Origin of the sequence: Salmonella sp. A7 (genome assembly GCF_020181675.1) — a bacterium.
Classification (GTDB): Bacteria; Pseudomonadota; Gammaproteobacteria; order Enterobacterales; family Enterobacteriaceae; genus Salmonella; species Salmonella enterica.
On record NZ_CP084001.1, the window covers coordinates 1,648,578 to 1,668,682 of the forward strand.

The 20,105-nt window shown below is 54.5% G+C and carries 20 protein-coding genes; 11 read left to right on the forward strand and 9 right to left on the reverse strand.

Annotation, left to right across the window (positions count from 1 at the left end; genetic code table 11):
• Positions 1 to 38: 38 nt before the first annotated feature.
• The 6 genes from LCS67_RS07805 to LCS67_RS07830 form a co-directional block, all read right to left on the reverse strand.
• Positions 39 to 284, reverse strand: a complete 246-nt coding sequence (locus LCS67_RS07805; protein ID WP_077916011.1) for a DUF2542 family protein — start codon at positions 282 to 284, stop codon at positions 39 to 41.
• Positions 281 to 1,000: an outer membrane permeability protein SanA gene (gene sanA, locus LCS67_RS07810; RefSeq protein WP_000920081.1), complete on the reverse strand. Its 720-nt coding sequence runs from the start codon at positions 998 to 1,000 to the stop codon at positions 281 to 283. Before sanA ends, LCS67_RS07805 begins: the two co-directional genes overlap by 4 nt.
• Positions 1,001 to 1,176: 176 nt before the next feature.
• Complete coding sequence (gene cdd, locus LCS67_RS07815; protein WP_080102151.1) at positions 1,177 to 2,061, reverse strand: cytidine deaminase; 885 nt, start codon at positions 2,059 to 2,061, stop codon at positions 1,177 to 1,179.
• A 153-nt stretch (positions 2,062 to 2,214) separates the two neighbouring features.
• Positions 2,215 to 2,910 carry a CidB/LrgB family autolysis modulator gene (locus LCS67_RS07820; RefSeq protein ID WP_000989296.1) on the reverse strand — a complete coding sequence of 232 codons (696 nt, stop codon included), beginning with the start codon at positions 2,908 to 2,910 and terminating at the stop codon, positions 2,215 to 2,217.
• On the reverse strand, positions 2,907 to 3,305 hold the full coding sequence (locus LCS67_RS07825; protein WP_000045719.1) for a CidA/LrgA family protein: 399 nt from the start codon (positions 3,303 to 3,305) through the stop codon (positions 2,907 to 2,909). The genes LCS67_RS07820 and LCS67_RS07825 overlap by 4 nt, the downstream gene beginning before the upstream one ends.
• Before the next feature lie 131 nt (positions 3,306 to 3,436).
• Positions 3,437 to 4,345, reverse strand: coding sequence for a LysR substrate-binding domain-containing protein (locus LCS67_RS07830; RefSeq protein ID WP_000024658.1), 909 nt, complete (start codon positions 4,343 to 4,345; stop codon positions 3,437 to 3,439).
• A gap of 125 nt (positions 4,346 to 4,470) precedes the next feature.
• On the opposite strand from LCS67_RS07830, the gene LCS67_RS07835 reads away from it, so the two are divergent.
• The 6 genes from LCS67_RS07835 to dusC all read left to right on the forward strand — a co-directional run bounded on the left by LCS67_RS07835 (position 4,471) and on the right by dusC (position 10,503).
• Positions 4,471 to 5,829 (forward strand): MFS transporter, encoded by a 1,359-nt coding sequence (locus LCS67_RS07835; RefSeq protein ID WP_000194222.1) that lies wholly within the window; start codon positions 4,471 to 4,473, stop codon positions 5,827 to 5,829.
• Positions 5,830 to 5,840: 11 nt separating this feature from the next.
• Complete coding sequence (gene gtdA / locus LCS67_RS07840; RefSeq protein WP_031567751.1) at positions 5,841 to 6,878, forward strand: gentisate 1,2-dioxygenase; 1,038 nt, start codon at positions 5,841 to 5,843, stop codon at positions 6,876 to 6,878.
• Between the two features lie 15 nt (positions 6,879 to 6,893).
• Complete coding sequence (locus LCS67_RS07845; protein ID WP_000170627.1) at positions 6,894 to 7,595, forward strand: fumarylacetoacetate hydrolase family protein; 702 nt, start codon at positions 6,894 to 6,896, stop codon at positions 7,593 to 7,595.
• Positions 7,596 to 7,603: 8 nt separating this feature from the next.
• A complete protein-coding gene (gene maiA / locus LCS67_RS07850) occupies positions 7,604 to 8,248 on the forward strand; it encodes a maleylacetoacetate isomerase (protein ID WP_001629956.1) in 645 nt (214 codons plus the stop codon).
• A 14-nt stretch (positions 8,249 to 8,262) separates the two neighbouring features.
• Positions 8,263 to 9,456: a 3-hydroxybenzoate 6-monooxygenase gene (locus tag LCS67_RS07855; RefSeq protein WP_000150103.1), complete on the forward strand. Its 1,194-nt coding sequence runs from the start codon at positions 8,263 to 8,265 to the stop codon at positions 9,454 to 9,456.
• 108 nt (positions 9,457 to 9,564) lie between these two features.
• Positions 9,565 to 10,503 (forward strand): tRNA dihydrouridine(16) synthase DusC, encoded by a 939-nt coding sequence (dusC, locus tag LCS67_RS07860; protein ID WP_001264833.1) that lies wholly within the window; start codon positions 9,565 to 9,567, stop codon positions 10,501 to 10,503.
• A gap of 57 nt (positions 10,504 to 10,560) precedes the next feature.
• Here the strand turns inward: dusC and yohP are convergent, their stop codons facing one another.
• Entirely contained in the window at positions 10,561 to 10,644 is an 84-nt protein-coding gene (yohP, locus tag LCS67_RS22800) for a small membrane protein YohP (protein ID WP_129331657.1), read from the reverse strand.
• Between the two features lie 317 nt (positions 10,645 to 10,961).
• Here yohP and mdtQ point away from each other — a divergent pair, with 317 nt between their 5' ends.
• Both mdtQ and LCS67_RS07875 read left to right on the forward strand, forming a co-directional pair.
• Complete coding sequence (gene mdtQ / locus LCS67_RS07870; RefSeq protein WP_001081462.1) at positions 10,962 to 12,398, forward strand: multidrug resistance outer membrane protein MdtQ; 1,437 nt, start codon at positions 10,962 to 10,964, stop codon at positions 12,396 to 12,398.
• A 65-nt stretch (positions 12,399 to 12,463) separates the two neighbouring features.
• Positions 12,464 to 13,225 carry an SDR family oxidoreductase gene (locus tag LCS67_RS07875; protein WP_000169608.1) on the forward strand — a complete coding sequence of 254 codons (762 nt, stop codon included), beginning with the start codon at positions 12,464 to 12,466 and terminating at the stop codon, positions 13,223 to 13,225.
• A gap of 48 nt (positions 13,226 to 13,273) precedes the next feature.
• Here LCS67_RS07875 and LCS67_RS07880 read toward each other — a convergent pair whose 3' ends face one another.
• Complete coding sequence (locus tag LCS67_RS07880) at positions 13,274 to 13,843, reverse strand: DedA family protein (RefSeq protein ID WP_001550002.1); 570 nt, start codon at positions 13,841 to 13,843, stop codon at positions 13,274 to 13,276.
• A gap of 158 nt (positions 13,844 to 14,001) precedes the next feature.
• Here LCS67_RS07880 and LCS67_RS07885 point away from each other — a divergent pair, with 158 nt between their 5' ends.
• A complete protein-coding gene (locus LCS67_RS07885) occupies positions 14,002 to 14,589 on the forward strand; it encodes a Yip1 family protein (RefSeq protein WP_001017057.1) in 588 nt (195 codons plus the stop codon).
• A 165-nt stretch (positions 14,590 to 14,754) separates the two neighbouring features.
• Entirely contained in the window at positions 14,755 to 15,702 is a 948-nt protein-coding gene (pbpG, locus tag LCS67_RS07890; protein ID WP_023207583.1) for a D-alanyl-D-alanine endopeptidase, read from the forward strand.
• A 58-nt stretch (positions 15,703 to 15,760) separates the two neighbouring features.
• Here pbpG and dld read toward each other — a convergent pair whose 3' ends face one another.
• Positions 15,761 to 17,491, reverse strand: coding sequence for a D-lactate dehydrogenase (dld, locus tag LCS67_RS07895; RefSeq protein ID WP_080183812.1), 1,731 nt, complete (start codon positions 17,489 to 17,491; stop codon positions 15,761 to 15,763).
• A 266-nt stretch (positions 17,492 to 17,757) separates the two neighbouring features.
• Between dld and bglX the strand changes: the two genes are divergently transcribed.
• Entirely contained in the window at positions 17,758 to 20,055 is a 2,298-nt protein-coding gene (bglX, locus tag LCS67_RS07900; protein ID WP_000871554.1) for a beta-glucosidase BglX, read from the forward strand.
• Positions 20,056 to 20,105 lie beyond the last annotated feature (50 nt).

The window sequence follows — 20,105 nt, forward strand, 5'->3', positions numbered from 1 at the left end:
TAATAACTATTCTCAATTTTAAAGGGATAATAAATAGATTAACGATAAACAAGAAGATAAATAATCATTCCAGTAAATAAAAAACCGCAACCGGTATAAAGAAAAAGATAAGACCAATATTGTACGGGATCGGCATGGCGATAAACATAAACCGGTTTTCGCGCATTTTTGACAACTTTATCTACCGCGCCGGTTCGCCAGCCTTTCCAGGCCTCACGGAAGCAAAAAAGCGGGAGTAGCAGAAAGGCTAATATGACAAATATCGTCTGTACATCCATGATCATTTCCCTTTTTTCTTTTCCAGTTCAAGCAATTGTTCCGGCGTAACTGCCGGATACCCCTGGGCGTCATTTGGCACCTGATGCTGCGTGGGGATAGGTACCAGCGGGCCTAAAAAACGCGGTTCGCGTTTAAAAATATAGAGATCCGCCAGCGCGCTAAAGCGGGCGCCAAATTCGCGCAGGCGCACTGTCAGCATATTTTTGGGCGAAGGTACCGCGTAACACTGCGCCTGAATGCCCATATGCAACGCAATAAACAAGGCGCGCTCGCAGTGGAAGCGCTGAGTGATGATAATAAAGTCGTTGGTATCAAACACTTTGCGGGTACGCACAATGGAGTCAAGCGTACGGAAGCCAGCGTAATCAAGCACAATGTCCGCAGGATCGACGCCCGCCGCGATAAGGTCTTTGCGCATGGTCATCGGTTCGTTATAGCTTTGCAGGGCATTGTCGCCGCTGAGCAGCAGGTAATTGACTTTACCGCTATTGTAAGCGTTTAACGCGCCCTGGATACGATAACGATAGTACTGATTAATGACACCCTTGCGATAGTATTTGGCTGTCCCTAACACGACGCCAACCTGGCGGTAGGGGAGATCCTGTAGCTCGTCATAGATATAGGGCGCTGTTTTCCAGCTCATCCACCGATCGAGGCCAAGCACCGTCAACAGCAGCAAGCCTACCAGGACCAACAGGCTGTAAAACACGCGCTTTAACATGCAGGAAACTCGATACCAGGATGAAAGTACGATCAGGCTACTGTACCCGAAGACGTAGCGCAAGAAACCGCCGTCTGATTGCGGAGATTTTCAGCATGATTTCCCTTGTATCGGGTCGCGGGAGAGGAGAGTCAGGCCGGATAAGACGCCAGGGCGTCGCTATCCGGCACATTTGCTTAGCCGAGAAGCACGCGGTCAATATTATGGCAACCTAACGCTTTCAGCGTTGCGGCGGTGGCATCCCATTGAATTAATGCCGCATCGCCTTTTTCCGCCAGAATCGCGCGCTGAATATCCGCATAGTCATAGCCATTGAGACTCAGCAGGTTTAGCGCGCCTTGCAGTGGGGGAAGCGTAGGGTTAAAGGCGGCGTTTTCCGCATAGCTGCCGGTGAAAATACGGCCATCTTTACATTCCAGCGCCACGCCGCTCGGTGAGTGGCTATAAGGCATATGGCTCTTATTGGCTGCCGTAATCGCCGCTTGCGTTAGCGTATCGCCCGTTAACGTAAAGCCATGATCCTGCTCGTCCATCAGCAGCGTTTTGATCTCCAGATCTTTTGGCCCGAAAGCGTCAGGCAGATAATCGCGTAACGTATGCGGCGCGCGGCCCGGCAGATGAATGCGCAGATCCAGACCGCTGTTCAGCTCGTTCATAAACTGGCGACAGTGGCCGCAAGGCGTGTAGTTAACGGTGACGGCGGCGAGCCCTTTTTCGCCGCGTAGCCAGGCATGGCTAATCGTGCTTTGTTCAGCATGCACAGTTTGTTGCATGGTGGCGCCCAGGAACTCCATATTCGCGCCGAAATACCAGTTGCCGCTAACGCCGCGCGCAATCGCGCCGACGTTAAAATGGGACAAATCGGTACGGGCGCAGGCCGCCGCCAGAGGTAACAGTGCGAAAGCCAGCGCGTCTTCGTCCAGTCCCGCCGTATTTTTAAGCGTCGAGACCTGCTCTGCGGTTAGCATGGCGGGAAAATGGTGGTCCGCCAGGATAGGGGCCAGCGCTGATTGCAAATTATCCGCAAGCTGGGCAAAAGCAGTTTGAAAACGTGGATGCATGGCGTTGCCTCATAACAATGTAATGGAACCGTAGTTTACGGGCCTGCTATGTCTTAATATGTGATCTAAATCTCATTGCTTATGCAACTTGTGAAACTTAAATGAAAAATGCGCGACGTATCGCAAATTTTAACCCGGTCTTTTGTCCCGTCGTTAGCGCATTACCGCCAGAATGAGCGGAAACAAAAAGGGCGCTACCAGCGAGGTAATAATGCCGCAGATCACCAGCGCCAGGGAGCTAAACGCGCCTTCCTGGTAATCCAGCTCGGCGCAGCGCGCAGTACCGAGCGCATGTGAGGCGGTCCCCATTGCCAGCCCGCGTGCGGCCTTAGTACGGATGTGCATCGCGTTTAACAGCGTGTGGCCAAACACCGCGCCCAGAATACCGACAAAAATTACGCATACCGCGCTGATCGCAGGGATGCCGCCGATGCTGCCGCCCACCGCCATCGCGATAGGCGTAGTCACGGATTTAGGCAGTACCGATGCCGCGATTTCAGGCGTTGCGCCCATCAGCAAGGCAACGGATGTCCCGGTAATCATCGCTACCAGACTGCCGACAAAACAGATGCTAATAATGGATTTCCAACGCGCGCGAATCTGGTGCAACTGTTCATAAAGGGGATAGGCCAGCGCCACCACCGCCGGTTGCAGCAGATCGTTAAGTACTTCGCTGCCTTTGAAGTAGTGCTCGTAGGGAATACCGGTCAGCAACAGAAAAGGAATAATGACTACCATTGCCACCAGCAGCGGATTCAGCAACGGCATTTTAAAATGCGCCGCCAGTCTGCGGGCGGCGAAAAATACCGCCAGCGTCAGCGGTAACGACCACCAGATATATGTCATCATTTTTTCGTTCCCTTCTGCCCAACCACTTTACGCTCACCGTGTATCAGATGTGAACTCCAGCTTACGACCACAAAAACGACCAGCGTACTGATAGCGCAAGAGACCACCACCGGGCCGAATTGCGCGCGCAGTAAGTCAAAATATTGCATGACCCCAACGCCAATCGGCACAAACAGCAACGCCATATAACGAATCAGCACATAACAGCCGGGGTTAACCCACTTTGCCGGCAGAATTTGCAGCGCCAGCAACACAAACAGAATTAACATCCCGATAATGCTGCCGGGAATAGTGATAGGAAGCAGTGATGCAAGAAAAATGCCTGCGTACAAACAGGCATAAATCAATACAAAAGCGCGTATATATTGCCAGATAATATTCAGTGACTTACTCATGTTTAAAGCCCTTGATGAGATGGATTCATCATACAATTAAACGTTAAAACGTGCTACCGATCACATCATGAATTCTTAGCATAGTGGGTATAGACAGCAGGAACATCGGGCAATGCCCCTGGTCGGCGGCGTTAAACCTGGGCTAAAAAATACAAAAAGCGACTCAGGGCCAAAGACGGCGTCTCATTCTTACGCCAGAACATCCCTACGCTGCCTTTTTGCTCAATTTTTGGCAAGTTTAAAATCGCCAGTTGCCCCTGGCTGGCATAGCGTTGCGCCAGCCGTAAAGAAAGAATAGAGATCATATCGCTGCTTTGCAGCAAATTGGTGCTGACGTTCATTGACGCCGATTCAATGGTGTTTTCCGGGAGCATGACGCCGTTATCGACGAGGGCGTTATCAATACTGATGCGAATAGGGGTGCCGGTTGGCCAGACTATCCACCGCCAGTGCGCCAGATCGCTCCAGGCGATCTGCGCTCGCGCGGCCAGCGGATGGTGCGGACGCGCCACAAAGCAGACCGGTTCGGTATAAAGTACCTGATAATTAAGCGGCAGTTGCAGGGCGCGGCCGCCGACACGCCCTACCACCACATCCACCTGACCGGCAAGCAAATCGTGCAGCAGCGGCGTCATTACCTTCTCTTCAATATTCAGATGCAGCGTCGGCATTTCGTTAAGCAGGCTCAGAATCGCCTGTGATACGCAGTCAGTCGCCACGGGCGAACAGCCGATCTTCAGGCTGCCAACCAGGCCGCCCTGCTTGAAACGGGCGATTTCATACTGTGAACGCTCCAGATCGTTAATTAGGCGCTGGGCGTGCTGGAGCAGTAATTTACCGCCTTCTGAGGGGCGTAGCCCTTTACTGTGGCGCTCAAAAAGCGTGATGCCTATCTCATCTTCGAGTTGAGATAACCACTTCGATAGCGCCGGCTGGGAGATATTCATCATCCGGGCGACGTGCGTCAGGTTGCCCTGTTCGCCCAGCGCAACCAGCGTTTGCAGGTGATGTAATTTCAATTTCTGCGCCCAGTTCGCCATTCGCTATAACCTCCAGGTTATGTCTCTGCCTGAAAAGCCATTGTACATTTTATCGCTCACTCTACAAACTCGTAACATAGCAAACATAAAAACAACATCTATCTCCCTGCACTGAGGCATTAGCTATGACTCAACGACGTGATCTACAAGCCCTTATTGATGCCGCGCCCGTCGGCAAAATGCAGTGGCGCGTTATCATCTGCTGTTTTCTGGTGGTTATGCTCGACGGTTTTGACACCGCCGCGATTGGCTTCATCGCCCCGGATATTCGTACTCACTGGCAGCTAAGCGCCAGCGAACTTGCGCCGCTGTTTGGCGCAGGGCTGCTGGGGCTTACAGCCGGCGCGCTGCTATGCGGACCGCTGGCGGATCGCTTTGGCCGCAAGCGGGTCATTGAGCTTTGCGTGGCGCTATTCGGCGCATTGAGCCTGCTTTCCGCTTTCTCGCCGGATATAGAAACCCTGGTGTTGCTGCGCTTCTTAACCGGTCTGGGACTGGGTGGAGCGATGCCGAATACCATCACCATGACGTCGGAATACCTTCCCGCTCGTCGACGCGGAGCGCTGGTCACGCTGATGTTCTGCGGTTTTACCCTGGGGTCGGCGATGGGTGGGATTGTGAGCGCGCAACTGGTGCCGCTGATTGGCTGGCACGGAATTCTGGCGCTAGGCGGCATCTTGCCTTTGATGCTGTTTTTCGGCCTGCTGTTCGCGCTGCCGGAATCTCCCCGCTGGCAGGTACGTCGCCAACTACCGCAAGCCGTTGTCGCCCGGACGGTCAGCGCCATTACCGGCGAGCGCTATCACGATACGCAATTCTTTCTGCATGAGACGGCAGCCGTCGCCAAAGGCAGTATTCGCCAGCTTTTTGCCGGGCGACAGCTTGTCATTACCCTGATGTTATGGGTGGTGTTCTTTATGAGCCTGCTCATTATCTATCTGCTTTCCAGCTGGATGCCGACGTTACTTAACCATCGCGGTATTGATCTGCAACAGGCGTCGTGGGTGACTGCCGCATTCCAGGTTGGCGGCACGCTTGGCGCGCTGTTACTCGGCGTGTTGATGGACCGGCTTAACCCGTTCCGGGTACTGGCGGTGAGCTATGCGCTGGGCGCGGTTTGCATTGTCATGATAGGCCTGAGCGAAAACGGCCTTTGGCTGATGGCGCTGGCGATTTTTGGTACTGGCATCGGTATTAGCGGTTCCCAGGTAGGGCTGAATGCTCTGACGGCGACGCTGTACCCCACCCAAAGCCGGGCGACGGGCGTGAGCTGGTCGAACGCCATTGGACGCTGCGGGGCGATTGTCGGTTCGCTCTCCGGCGGCATGATGATGGCCCTCAATTTCTCTTTCGATACGTTGTTTTTTGTCATTGCTATTCCGGCGGCTATCAGCGCGGTAATGCTTACCCTGCTGACGGTGGTTGTCCGCCTTTCGATTTCTGTACCTGACGACCTGCCGCGTGCCAGCGTCGTAAACGAATAAGGAGAATCTCCATGTCTGAAATAAATCAGAACGTAAAAGATAGCCGTCAGCAGTATTACCAGCATATTTCTGGGCAGAATCTGACGCCGCTGTGGGAATCGTTACATCACCTGGTACCGCAGACGCCAAACGCCAACTGCGCGCCGGCCTACTGGAATTATCAGGAAATTCGTCCGCTACTGATGGAAAGCGGCAATGTCATTGGCGCGAAAGAGGCGATCCGCCGGGTGCTGGTGCTGGAAAATCCGGCATTGCGCGGTCAGTCGTCGATCACGGCGACCTTATACGCTGGTTTACAGCTGATCCTGCCCGGCGAAGTCGCGCCGAGTCATCGCCATAACCAGTCGGCGCTGCGTTTTATCGTCGAAGGTAAAGGCGCATTTACCGCGGTGGACGGCGAGCGCACGCCAATGCATACCGGCGATTTTATCCTGACGCCGCAGTGGCGCTGGCACGATCATGGTAATCCGGGGTCAGAGCCGGTGGTATGGCTGGATGGTCTGGATCTGCCGTTAGTCAACCTCCTGGGCTGTGGGTTTGCGGAAGACTATCCCGAAGATCAGCAGCCGGTAACGCGAAAAGAGGGCGATTATCTGCCGCGCTATGCAGCGAATATGCTGCCGCTGCGCCACCAGCGCGGGAATTCGTCGCCGATTTTCAACTACCGTTACGACCGCAGTCGCGAGGCGCTGCACGATCTGACCCGTATGGGCGATCCGGATGAGTGGGAAGGTTACAAGCTGCGTTACGTTAATCCCGTCACCGGCGGTTATCCGATGCCGTCAATGGGCGCGTTCCTGCAACTGCTGCCAAAAGGCTTTGCCTCGCGTGTGGCGCGGAGCACCGACAGCACTATCTACCACGTCGTTGAAGGGGCAGGGCAGGTCACTATCGGCAACGGAACTTTTCATTTTTCCGCAAAAGACATTTTTGTGGCGCCGACCTGGCATGAGGTGTCGTTTCGTAGCAGCGAAGACACGGTGTTATTCAGCTTTTCGGACAAGCCGGTTCAGGAAGCCCTGGGGCTGTTCCGCGAAGCACGTTATTAATTAGGGAGAGAGAACATGACCAAATATGTATTCCAGCCGCAGGCCCCGGTGACAGTACCAGTGGCGGGCAGTGATGAGCAGTTTCCGGTACGTCGCGTTTACTGCGTGGGTCGCAACTATGCCGCCCATGCCCGTGAAATGGGCTTTGATCCCGATCGCGAACCGCCGTTCTTCTTTTGTAAACCAGCGGACGCTGTCGTCCCGGTAGTGGCGGGGGATACCCTGGAACTGCCGTATCCGGCGCAGACCGATAACTACCATTATGAAATTGAGCTGGTGGTGGCGATTGGTAAAAAGGGGAGCGATATCCCGCTGGAAAAAGCCCATGAATATGTCTGGGGATACGCCACCGGTCTGGACATGACGCGTCGCGATCGTCAGATGGAAATGCGTCAGATGGGACGCCCGTGGGAAATTGGCAAAGCGTTCGATCTCTCCGCGCCCATTGCGCCATTACACAAAGCCGCTGAAACGCATAATGTGGATAACGCCCCTATTTGGCTACAGGTTAACGGCGAAGACCATCAGCGCAGCGATATTCGTCATCTGATTTGGTCGGTGAATGAAACCATCAGCTATTTGTCCGGCTTTTTTGAATTGCAGCCAGGCGATTTGATTTTCACCGGTACGCCAGAGGGGGTGGGCGCCGTGGTGAAAGGGGATGTCATCACCGGGAACGTAGAAGGTCTGACGCCGATTGCTGTGAAAATTGTCTGAGGTGAACGATGAAGCTGTACAGTTTCTTTAATAGTTCGGCGTCTTATCGTGTACGTATTGCGCTGGCGTTAAAGGGGATTGATTACCAGACGGTGGGCGTCAATATTCGTATCGGCCAGCAGAATGAGCTGGCCTACCGACGGATGAATCCGGTAGGCCTGGTGCCGACGCTGGTCACTGATGACGGCGAATCGTTGGGGCAATCGCTGGCCATCGTCGACTGGCTGGACCGACATTTTCCGCAAACGCCGCTGCTGCCGACGAGCGACCCGGCGCGCAGCCAGGCGCTGGAAATTGTTTACGCTATCGCCTGCGATATACACCCAATCAATAACATGCGCGTGTTGCGCTACCTGACCGATGAGCTGAAGGTTAGCGAAGAGGATAAAAAACGCTGGTACGCCCACTGGATACAGCAAGGGTTAAGCGCGGTAGAGCAGCTATTGCGTAAAAGTCAGTCCGGCCGATTCTGCGTGGGCGACGCGCCAGGCCTTGCGGACTGCTGCCTGATTCCTCAGTGGGCGAATGCGCTCAGGATGGACTGCGATTTATCAGGCTATCCGCGCTGTAAAGCCGTTTATGACGCCTGCGTACAGCTACCGGCGTTTATTGCCGCCGCGCCGGAAAATCAACAAGATAAAATCCCGGCCTGAAAAGGAGAATGACCATGACTCACGTGACAAGCGCAATTATTGTAGGTGGCGGAATCGGCGGCGCGGCGACTGCGCTGTCGCTGGCGCGCCAGGGAATAAAAGTCATGCTGCTGGAAAAAGCGCACGAAATTGGCGAGATTGGCGCGGGTATTCAGCTTGGGCCGAACGCTTTTTCGGCGCTGGATAGTCTCGGTGTGGGCGATGTTGCCCGCCAGCGTGCGGTGTTTACCGATCACATTACCATGATGGATGCCGTGAATGCCGAAGAAGTGGTATGCATTGAAACCGGGCAGGCGTTCCGCGACCATTTTGGCGGGCCGTATGCGGTAATTCACCGGGTAGATATTCATGCAACGGTATGGGAAGCGGTGCTGACGCACCCTGGCGTGGAGTATCGTACCTCGACCCATATTGTCGATATCCGCCAGACGCCGGATGACGTTACGGTGTTTGATGAGCAGGGAAATAGCTGGACGGCGGATATTCTCGTGGGCTGCGACGGCGTTAAATCGGTCGTGCGGCAAAGTTTACTCGGCGACGCGCCGCGCGTAACGGGGCATGTAGTCTATCGGGCGGTGATTGATTGCGACGATATGCCGGACGATTTACGTATTAACGCACCGGTGCTGTGGGCAGGCCCGCATTGTCACCTGGTTCATTATCCGCTGCGCGGAGGCCAACAGTACAATCTGGTGGTGACATTCCACAGCCGCCAGCAAGAAGAGTGGGGCGTGAAAGACGGCAGTAAAGAAGAGGTGCTCTCTTATTTTGCCGGCATTCATCCCCGCCCGCGCCAGATGCTGGATAAGCCGACCTCCTGGCGCCGCTGGTCGACCGCCGATCGCGAGCCGGTCGCGAAATGGGGAACCGAGCGTATCACTCTGGTGGGCGACGCCGCGCATCCGGTGGCGCAATATATGGCCCAGGGCGCCTGTATGGCGCTGGAAGACGCCGTCACGCTAGGCAAAGCGCTGGAACGCTGCGACGGCGACGCGCAGCAGGCATTTGCGCTGTATGAGTCGGTGCGTATTCCCCGCACGGCGCGTATCGTCTGGTCTACCCGCGAGATGGGGCGTCTCTATCACGCCGCCGGGGTGGAGCGTCAGGTGCGTAATCTGTTGTGGAAAGGGAAATCGCAGGAGGCGTTTTATCGCGGTATCGAATGGCTGTACGGCTGGAAAGAAGATAACTGTCTTGAGCCGCGTTGAGCACTTTACGTGACGTAGCGTGGCGTTTGTGCCGCCACCCGGCAAAAAGTTTTGCTCATCGCAGAGAGGCGTTATGATAGCGCCTCTTTTTTTGCTGTGGATACCGATATGCGTGTTTTACTGGCGCCGATGGAAGGCGTGCTCGACGCGTTAGTGCGCGAGCTGCTGACCGAAGTGAATGATTACGATCTCTGCATCACTGAATTTGTGCGCGTGGTGGATCAGCTGCTGCCGGTAAAAGTGTTTCATCGCATCTGCCCGGAGTTGCATCACGCCAGCCGCACGCCGTCCGGCACGCCGGTGCGTATTCAGCTTCTGGGCCAGCACCCGCAGTGGCTGGCGGAAAACGCCGCGCGGGCGACGGCGTTGGGATCGTATGGCGTGGACCTGAACTGCGGCTGTCCGTCAAAAGTGGTGAACGGCAGCGGCGGCGGCGCGACATTGCTCAAAGATCCCGAACTCATCTATCAGGGCGCGAAAGCGATGCGGGCCGCGGTACCGTCGCATCTGCCGGTGACGGTAAAAGTGCGTCTCGGCTGGGATAGCGGCGATAGAAAATTTGAAATCGCCGATGCGGTGCAGCAGGCCGGCGCCAGTGAACTGGTGGTGCATGGCCGTACTAAAGCGCAGGGCTACCGCGCCGAGCATATCGACTGGCAGGCGATCGGCGAAATACGCCAGCGTCTGACTATTCCGGTTATCGCGAATGGCGAAATCTGGGACTGGCAGAGCGCGCAGGCATGTATGGCGGCCAGCGGCTGCGATGCGGTGATGATTGGCCGTGGGGCGTTAAATATTCCTAACCTGAGCCGGGTGGTGAAGTATAACGATCCGCGTATGCCGTGGCCGGAAGTGGTTGCATTATTACAAAAATATACCCGACTGGAAAAGCAGGGCGATACCGGTTTATACCATGTCGCGCGTATTAAACAGTGGTTGGGATATTTACGTAAGGAATATATTGAGGCGACGGAGCTCTTTCAGTCGATTCGGGCGTTAAACCGTTCGTCCGAGATTGCGCGGGCGATTCAGGCTATTAAAATCTAATCTCTATAGCGTCCAGAACGTGTGCCGGACAGATACTATCGCTGCCCGGCGCAGGAATCAGAAAATCATCTTAAACACGCTCGTTACCACCAACAGCCCAATCAGAAAAATAATTAAGATTGCCCATAGAAGAATTTTCATTGTTTGTCCCTTTATTGGTAAATACAAACAAAGTATAGGAAAGTATTAAGCCATTTGCTGCCTTGTTGGGCGCGGCGACGTTTAACTCATGAAGGCTGCTGGCGGGTATTGCAGCAAAATCGTTCATTTATTAACGGGTTAATGGGACTTTACATTGAATCATTACATCAAAAAATGTATCAGATGAAATTATTTGCTAATCATATAAATTTCAAAATATGTCTTTTGTTGTCTGATGATGTATTGCCACGCGTAACTAAAAAATAGATCGTCGTAAGACGTACTCTCTGCGCACCTTTTTTTATCAGAACACCTCCATGAATCGTAATTCTTTCCTTGCCGCGACAGCGAGCTTACCGCTTTTTATTTTGCTGGCGGGCTGCGCCCCCATGCACGATACCCGCCAGTCGCTGACTCAGCAGACGCCCTCTTCTCATGTTGATTCCAGCCTGCCGGCGGCATTGAAAAACGGTTGGCCGGATAGCCAGTGGTGGAAGGCGTATCACGATGCGCAGCTTGACGCGCTGATTGATAATGCCATACAGCATTCGCCGGATATGCAGGTGGCTGAACAGCGTATTCAACTGGCGGAAGCGCAGGCGAAAGCGGTTGAGGCGCAGGACGGCCCGCAGCTCGACTTTTCTGCCGACATTGAGCGCCAGCGAATGTCCGCGGAAGGACTGATGGGGCCATTCGCGATTACCGACCCCGCGGCGGGAACGACCGGGCCGTGGTATACCAACGGTACATTCGGCCTGACGGCGGGCTGGGATCTGGATTTATGGGGGAAAAACCGCGCTGAAGTTACCGCGCGGATCGGGGCGGTCAAAGCGCGCGAAGCGGAGCAGGAGCAGACCCGACAATTGCTGGCAAGCGGCGTGGCGCGACTCTACTGGGAGTGGCAGACGCAGGCGGCGCTGAAAAATGTGCTGATGCAAATCGAGCAAGAGCAGCAAAACGTGGTGACGGTAAACCGGGAGCTGTATCAACACGGTATTACTTCTTCTGTTGAAGGGGTCGAGACCGATATCGACGCCAGCAAAACCCAACAGCAGTTGAATGACGTTAACGGTAAAATGAAGGTGATTGAAGCGCGGCTCAGCGCGTTAACCAATACGCAATCGGCGGCGCTCAAGCTGCGTCAGGTGAGTCTCCCCGCCGTTGAAAGCCAGTTACCGTCGCAACTGGGGTATTCGTTGCTGGCGCGCCGGGCGGATCTACAGGCCGCGCACTGGTACATTGAATCCTCGTTGAGCAGCATTGACGCCGCGAAGGCCGCGTTTTATCCCGATATCAATCTGATGGCTTTTTTACAGCAGGATGCGTTACATCTGAGCGATCTGTTCCGCCATTCCGCACAGCAATATGGCATTACCGGCGGGCTGACGCTGCCGATTTTCGACAGCGGCAGGCTGAATGCCAACCTCGATATCGCCAAAGCGCAAAGCAACCTTTCTATCGCCAACTACAACAAAGCGGTGGTAGATGCGGTTAATGATGTGGCGCGCGCCGCCAGTCAGGTAGAGACGCTGGCGCAGAAAAACCAGCATCAGAAGCAGATTGAGCATGATGCGCAGCGTGTGGTCGGTCTGGCGCAAGCGCGCTTTAATGCCGGCATTATTGCGGGTTCCCGCGTGAGCGAGGCCAAAATCCCGGCACTGCGCGAGCAGTGTAACGGCTTGCTGTTGCAGGGCCAGTGGCTGGATGCCTCTATTCAGCTTACCAGCGCGCTGGGCGGCGGTTATCATTCCTGATTTTTCCGAATGATTCAGACAGGGTTCCTATACTTAGGCTGTGTATGAATCATCCGGAGAGGAATATGACCAAAGTCGCAATTGTAACGGCATCAGATTCGGGAATTGGCAAAGCGTGTGCGTTGTTATTAGCACAAAACGGTTTTGATATTGGTATCACCTGGCATTCCGATGAACGCGGCGCGCAGGAGACGGCGAAAAAAGCGGCGCAGTTTGGTGTGCGGGCAGAGACCATTCATCTTGACCTGAGCCAGTTACCCGAGGGCGCGCAGGCCATTGAACATCTTATTCAGCGCCTGGGGCGCGTTGACGTGCTGGTCAATAATGCCGGGGCGATGACCAAATCCGCGTTTATTGATATGCCGTTTACGCAGTGGCGGCAAATTTTTACTGTGGATGTCGACGGCGCGTTTCTCTGCGCGCAGATCGCCGCCCGGCATATGATTAAACAAGGAGAGGGAGGGCGCATTATCAACATCACCTCCGTCCATGAGCATACGCCGCTTCCGCAAGCCAGCGCCTATACCGCGGCGAAACATGCGCTGGGCGGATTGACTAAATCCATGGCGCTGGAACTGATTGAGCATCATATTTTGGTCAACGCCGTCGCGCCAGGCGCTATCGCCACGCCGATGAATGATATGGATGACAGCGATATTGAGCCGGGATCGGAACCCTCGATCCCTATCGCCCGACCGGGTTCTACGCATGAAATAGCCAGCCTCGTCGCCTGGCTGTGTTCGGAAGGAGCAAGCTATACCACCGGTCAGTCGCTGATTGTCGACGGCGGGTTTATGCTGGCAAATCCGCAATTCAACGCAAAATAAACGCCGGGTGCCGGATGGCGGCGTTATGCCATCCGGATACCATCGGGTTTAACGGGCCTCCGCTTTGCCGCGTCTTTTCAGCCACCAGCGCACGCCCACCACCAGGACGATGGCCAGAATCAGCCAGACCCCGTGCCTGAGATGCTGATCGAGGTCGTGCAGCCATGGCGCGATCACCTCGCCGCCAAGATATCCCAGCGTGGTAAACAGCAGCGCCCAGACCAGCGCGCCTATAATATTCAGCGGCAGAAAAATTTTAGGCGGCAGGCGGCTGGCGCCAATCAGCAACGGGCCAACCACCCGGAAGCCATACATAAAACGCGTGCCGATCACAAACAGATACGGATGGCGTTGGATCATTTTCTGCGCGCGACGAATCTTCGTATGATAACGCGGGAAACGACGCAGGATCTTCCCGCCATAGCATCGTCCTAACAGGTAAAGTAGCTGATCGCCCATCATCCCTCCCAGCGCGACGGCCGCCGCCACCAGCGGAAACTTGAGCAATCCCTGATGCGCCGCGACGCCCCCCAACAGGGTAACGGTTTCACCTTCGGCCATACTGCCGATAACCAGCGCCGCATAGCCATAATGCGTAATAAGCGTGTTGATATCCATGCGTAAACCACCTCCGGCATTAAGCATACACCCTGGCAAGAGGCGTGCGCGGCAAAGCCGACGTTTTGCCGAAGACTATTTTGCCATTGCTCATAAAATAACCAGAAACTGAATTATACTTGAACATACTGGCATCTGAGGCAGCAGAAGGGGGTAGTATGAACCATGTATGGGGGCTTTTTTCCCATCCCGATCGGGAAATGCAGGTGATCAAAAGCGAAAACGAAACCGTTTCGCATCACTATACGCACCATGTTTTGCTGATGGCGGCGATTCCCGTCGTCTGCGCCTTTATCGGCACGACGCAAATCGGCTGGAATTTTGGCGACGGCAACGTGTTACAACTCTCGCTGTTTACCGCTTTTGCGCTGGCGGTCTTGTTCTACGGCGTGATGCTGGCGGGCGTCGCGGTGATGGGACGCGTCATCTGGTGGATGGCGCGAAACTATCCGCAACGGCCATCGCTTGCGCGCTGTATGGTTTTTGCCGGCTATGTCGCGACGCCGCTGTTTTTAAGTGGTCTGGTGGCGCTCTATCCCCTGGTATGGCTATGCGCTTTGGTCGGCGCTGTCGCGCTCTTTTACACCGGCTATTTGCTGTATTTGGGTATTCCGACTTTCCTTAACATTAATAGAGAGGAAGGATTAAGCTTCTCCAGTTCGACGCTCGCTATCGGCGTGCTGGTCCTGGAGGTGCTACTGGCGATCACCGTGATCCTGTGGGGATACGGCTACCGCCTGTTCTGATGCGAAAAAGGGCTGGCGCAAAAGCCAGCAATGCAGCATTTGCTGACGATTCTTCTGTAGCGGCAACGCTGGCGTGCCGCTATGATGCCACTGCTAGCTTGAGTATAATCTTAGCTCAGGCGGTGTGCGTTACGACGCGCGTGAATCATTATCAGAAATCTCATCATGCTGAAATTCCGAGCTTCATTCCTGAGCCTTGCTCTGATGTTGGCCGTACCTTTTGCCTCGCAGGCCGTGGCGAAAACGGCAGCGACAACCGCGGCGTCTCAACCTGAGATTGCCTCCGGTAGCGCAATGATTGTTGATCTCAACACCAATAAAGTGATCTATTCGAACCACCCGGATCTGGTGCGTCCGATTGCCTCAATAACCAAATTAATGACGGCGATGGTCGTGCTCGACGCGCGATTGCCGCTGGATGAAATACTGAAGGTCGATATCAGCCAGACGCCGGAAATGAAAGGGGTTTACTCCCGCGTGCGCCTGAACAGCGAAATTAGTCGCAAAAATATGTTGCTGCTGGCGTTGATGTCATCCGAAAACCGTGCGGCGGCAAGCCTGGCACACTATTATCCTGGCGGTTATAACGCGTTTATTAAAGCGATGAATGCGAAGGCGAAAGCGCTGGGCATGACGCATACCCGCTTCGTTGAGCCGACGGGGCTGTCGATTCATAACGTCTCGACCGCGCGGGATTTAACAAAACTGCTGATTGCCACGAAGCAATACCCGCTGATTGGCCAGCTAAGCACCACGCGCGAAGACATGGCGACATTCTCGCATCCGGCGTATACGCTGCCGTTTCGCAATACCAACCATTTGGTCTACCGTGATAACTGGAATATCCAGTTAACGAAAACCGGCTTTACCAATGCGGCGGGGCATTGCCTGGTGATGCGTACCGTGATCAATAACAAACCGGTCGCGCTGGTGGTCATGGACGCGTTCGGCAAATATACCCACTTTGCGGACGCCAGTCGCCTGCGTACATGGATTGAAACCGGTAAAGTCATGCCCGTTCCGGCTGCCGCGCTGAGCTATAAAAAGCAAAAAGCCGCGCAAATGGCGGCAGCCAGCGCCAGTGCCGGGGCGCAAACCGCACAGAACGATTAAATCGCCGTAGGCCCGGCAGGCATCGCGCCGCCGGGCATTCACGGTAAACCGCACGGTGTTAATGCGCTTCGTCGGGCGTATTTTCCTGCCAGAATTTCCGCTTACTCGTTTTGCCGATACCGGGGTTCATACTGTTGGTCGGGTCATTTTGCCGATAAAAACGCGTCAGCGTTTCCGGCGCTTTATACAGATGTCCCACGTTGTGCTCCGCCGGGTACTGCGCCCCGCGCGCCTGCAATAGCTCCAGCATTTGCGCTTTCAGCGCATGGACGTCGACGCCTTTCTTCACGATATAGTCCTGATGAAAAACGTGGCATATAAAGTGACCGTAATAGAGTTTATGTACCAGTTGGCTGTCGATTTCCGGCGGCAGATGCTCGAACCAGTCGGTATCGTTGCGGCGCAGAGCGATATCCAGCGCCAGGATATCTTCCACTTCATCAGAGTGTACGGCCTGATAACGAATCGCCGCGCCAGCAGCGGCGAAGCGGTGCAGGAAGGCTTTGCTGCCTTCTTCCGGCGTACAGGTGAAGAAACCGCCCTCAGCGGATTTAAAAAATTCATTCAGCCAGCGTTGCGCTTCTGCGACGCCGTCTCCCGCCATTTTTAACAGCAGATGATGCTCATATTTATCGCGCCAGTTTTTCATTCGCGGCGGCAGATGGCTGGGAAACAGATGGCCGAATTTCTGCATCGCGCGGTCGGTGAAATGCGGACGGAAAAATTTTACTTTTTCCAGCATCGCATCGGTTCGGCCTTTTAGCGTGAAAAAGAATGGCATCTTGTCGGTGCCGAGTTTATCGATCATCAGAAAGGTATCTTTACCGTACTGCTCCGCAATATCGTAGATATCGCGATGCATATATTCTCCCGCCACTGGCAGATTGTCGAAGTTCGCCAGAATATGCCGACGGATTTCAGTCAGTACCGCGGGCTGATTGGTGCCGATATAAAAAACCTGCTGATTTTTTTCCGCTGCAAAGGTATCAAGGCGAACGGCAAAAACCGCCAGTTTTCCGGCGCAGCCGGAAGATTCAAACAAACGGTCCGGGTCGGCGTTATAGCGGGCGGGCGTATCGGCGTTGATATCTCGTACCCGCGTCACGTAGTCGTGATCGTGCGCATGACGACCATCGTGACGCACATCCTCATCTTTAATCCGTTCGTCATCCAGCTTGCTCAGGATCTGCTCCGGCGTATGCCCAAGATCGATACCCAGATGATTGACCAGTTGCAGTTTGCCTTGCTCGTCAATACGGGCAAAGAGCGACATCTCGGTATAGGCCGGGCCGCGCTGCACCAGCGAGCCGCCGGAGTTATTACAGATGCCGCCGATGACCGACGCGCCGATACACGACGAACCAATCACCGAGTGCGGTTCACGGCCCAGCGGTTTAAGCGCTTTTTCCAGCGCATAGAGCGTCGTACCGGGCCAGGCCAGAACCTGTTGGCCGTTATCCAGTAAGTGCAGCTTATCCAGCCGCTGGGTGCTGATAATCACAATATCGCGATCGTAGTCGTTGCCGTTCGGCGTGGAGCCTTCCGTCAGACCGGTGTTGGCGGCCTGCATCAGAATAATTTTGTCAGCGTTAACGCAGGCGTTGAGCACACGCCACAGTTCCAGTAATGAACCCGGGAAAACAACGGCCAGCGCGTCGCCCTGACCGGAACGGAAACCCTTGCGATAGCGGGCGGTTTTGGCGGGGTCTGTCAGCAGGTGAGAATGGCCTACCAGGCGGGCCAGCTCATTCAGGAACGTTTTATTATCAGTCATTGTTATGGAAGACATTCTCCACTCCTTGTGGTGGGACAAAATATCAGCGTTAAGCATAGCGCTTTGTATGACAATACGCTTTCTCATTCAAATTGTCTCTGTGTTGGTAGTATTCATTTGCCGCCTTGATACCATTTGCTGGCGGTTGCGTATTCGACTGTGCGGAAAATTAGGAGAATAACCTTCGCTTTCTTCTCCTCTCGCGTTTAGGCTTATGGCAAACTGCGGTTTTTATTCTGTTTTTACCGCCTCGTCGGGATAAAGATAAAGAGAGACTCAACATGAAATGGTTATGTTCAGTAGGTGTTGCTGTGAGTCTGGCGATGCAGCCAGCATTGGCGGAAAACCTGTTTGGCAATCACCCGCTGACGCCCGAAGCGCGCGACGCGTTCGTCACGGATTTACTCAAGAAAATGACTGTCGATGAAAAAATTGGTCAGTTACGTCTGATTAGCGTCGGCCCTGATAACCCGAAAGAAGCGATCCGCGAGATGATCAAAGACGGGCAGGTAGGGGCGATTTTCAATACCGTCACCCGCCAGGATATCCGTCAAATGCAGGATCAGGTGATGGCATTGAGCCGCCTGAAAATTCCTCTCTTTTTTGCCTATGACGTGGTACACGGCCAGCGAACCGTCTTCCCAATAAGCCTCGGTCTGGCTTCTTCTTTTAATCTGGATGCGGTAAGAACCGTAGGACGCGTATCGGCGTATGAAGCGGCGGACGACGGTCTGAATATGACCTGGGCACCGATGGTGGATGTCTCCCGCGATCCGCGTTGGGGACGCGCCTCCGAAGGCTTTGGCGAAGATACATATTTAACCTCCATCATGGGCGAAACCATGGTGAAAGCGATGCAGGGCAAAAGTCCGGCGGATCGCTATTCGGTGATGACCAGCGTGAAACATTTTGCCGCCTATGGCGCCGTTGAAGGCGGTAAAGAATACAACACCGTGGATATGAGTTCCCAGCGTCTGTTTAATGACTACATGCCGCCGTACAAAGCGGGGCTGGATGCGGGGAGCGGTGCGGTGATGGTGGCGCTGAACTCGCTGAACGGTACGCCTGCGACGTCAGATTCCTGGCTATTGAAAGATGTCCTGCGCGATGAGTGGGGCTTTAAGGGAATTACCGTTTCCGACCACGGCGCTATTAAAGAACTGATTAAACACGGTACCGCGGCCGACCCGGAAGATGCGGTGCGCGTGGCGCTAAAGGCAGGGGTGGATATGAGCATGGCGGATGAGTATTACAGCAAATATCTGCCGGGTCTGATTAAATCGGGCAAAGTGACGATGGCGGAACTGGACGACGCGACGCGCCATGTGCTCAACGTAAAATATGACATGGGATTGTTTAACGACCCCTATAGCCATCTGGGGCCGAAAGAGAGCGACCCGGTGGACACCAATGCCGAAAGCCGCCTGCATCGTAAAGAGGCGCGGGAAGTGGCGCGGGAAAGTGTGGTACTGCTGAAAAACCGGCTGGAAACGCTGCCGCTGAAAAAATCGGGCACCATTGCCGTTGTTGGGCCGCTGGCCGACAGTCAACGTGATGTCATGGGGAGCTGGTCTGCTGCTGGGGTTGCGAATCAGTCGGTGACGGTGCTGGCGGGTATTCAAAATGCCGTCGGCGACGGGGCGAAGATCCTCTATGCCAAAGGGGCGAATATCACTAACGATAAAGACATCGTCGATTTCTTAAACCTGTATGAAGAGGCGGTGAAAATCGATCCGCGCTCACCGCAGGCGATGATTGATGAGGCCGTACAGGCGGCGAAACAGGCCGATGTGGTGGTCGCAGTGGTAGGCGAGTCGCAGGGGATGGCGCATGAAGCCTCCAGCCGTACCAATATCACCATTCCGCAGAGTCAGCGCGACTTAATCACCGCTCTGAAAGCCACCGGTAAGCCGCTGGTACTGGTATTAATGAACGGCAGACCGCTGGCGCTGGTAAAAGAAGATCAACAGGCCGATGCGATTCTGGAGACCTGGTTTGCCGGGACGGAAGGCGGTAACGCCATTGCCGATGTGCTGTTTGGCGATTACAACCCGTCAGGGAAACTGCCGATATCTTTCCCGCGTTCGGTGGGACAAATTCCGGTCTATTACAGCCATCTCAATACGGGACGCCCGTATAATCCTGAAAAGCCAAACAAATATACCTCACGCTATTTTGACGAAGCGAATGGCCCGCTCTATCCGTTTGGTTACGGTCTGAGCTACACCACATTTACGGTGTCTGACGTCACGCTCTCCTCACCGACAATGCAACGCGACGGCAAAGTCACGGCCAGCGTAGAGGTCACGAACACCGGTAAACGCGAAGGGGCAACGGTCATCCAGATGTACTTACAGGATGTCACGGCGTCAATGAGCCGCCCGGTGAAGCAATTAAAAGGCTTTGAAAAAATCACCCTCAAACCCGGCGAACGTAAAACCGTGAGTTTCCCGATTGATATCGAGGCGTTGAAGTTCTGGAATCAGCAGATGAAATATGACGCGGAACCCGGCAAGTTCAACGTCTTTATCGGCGTGGATTCCGCTCGCGTTAAACAAGGATCGTTCGAACTACTGTAAGCCTGCCGTCAACAGGGCGCGATAGCTGCGCCCTGTCTGGCAATGACTTT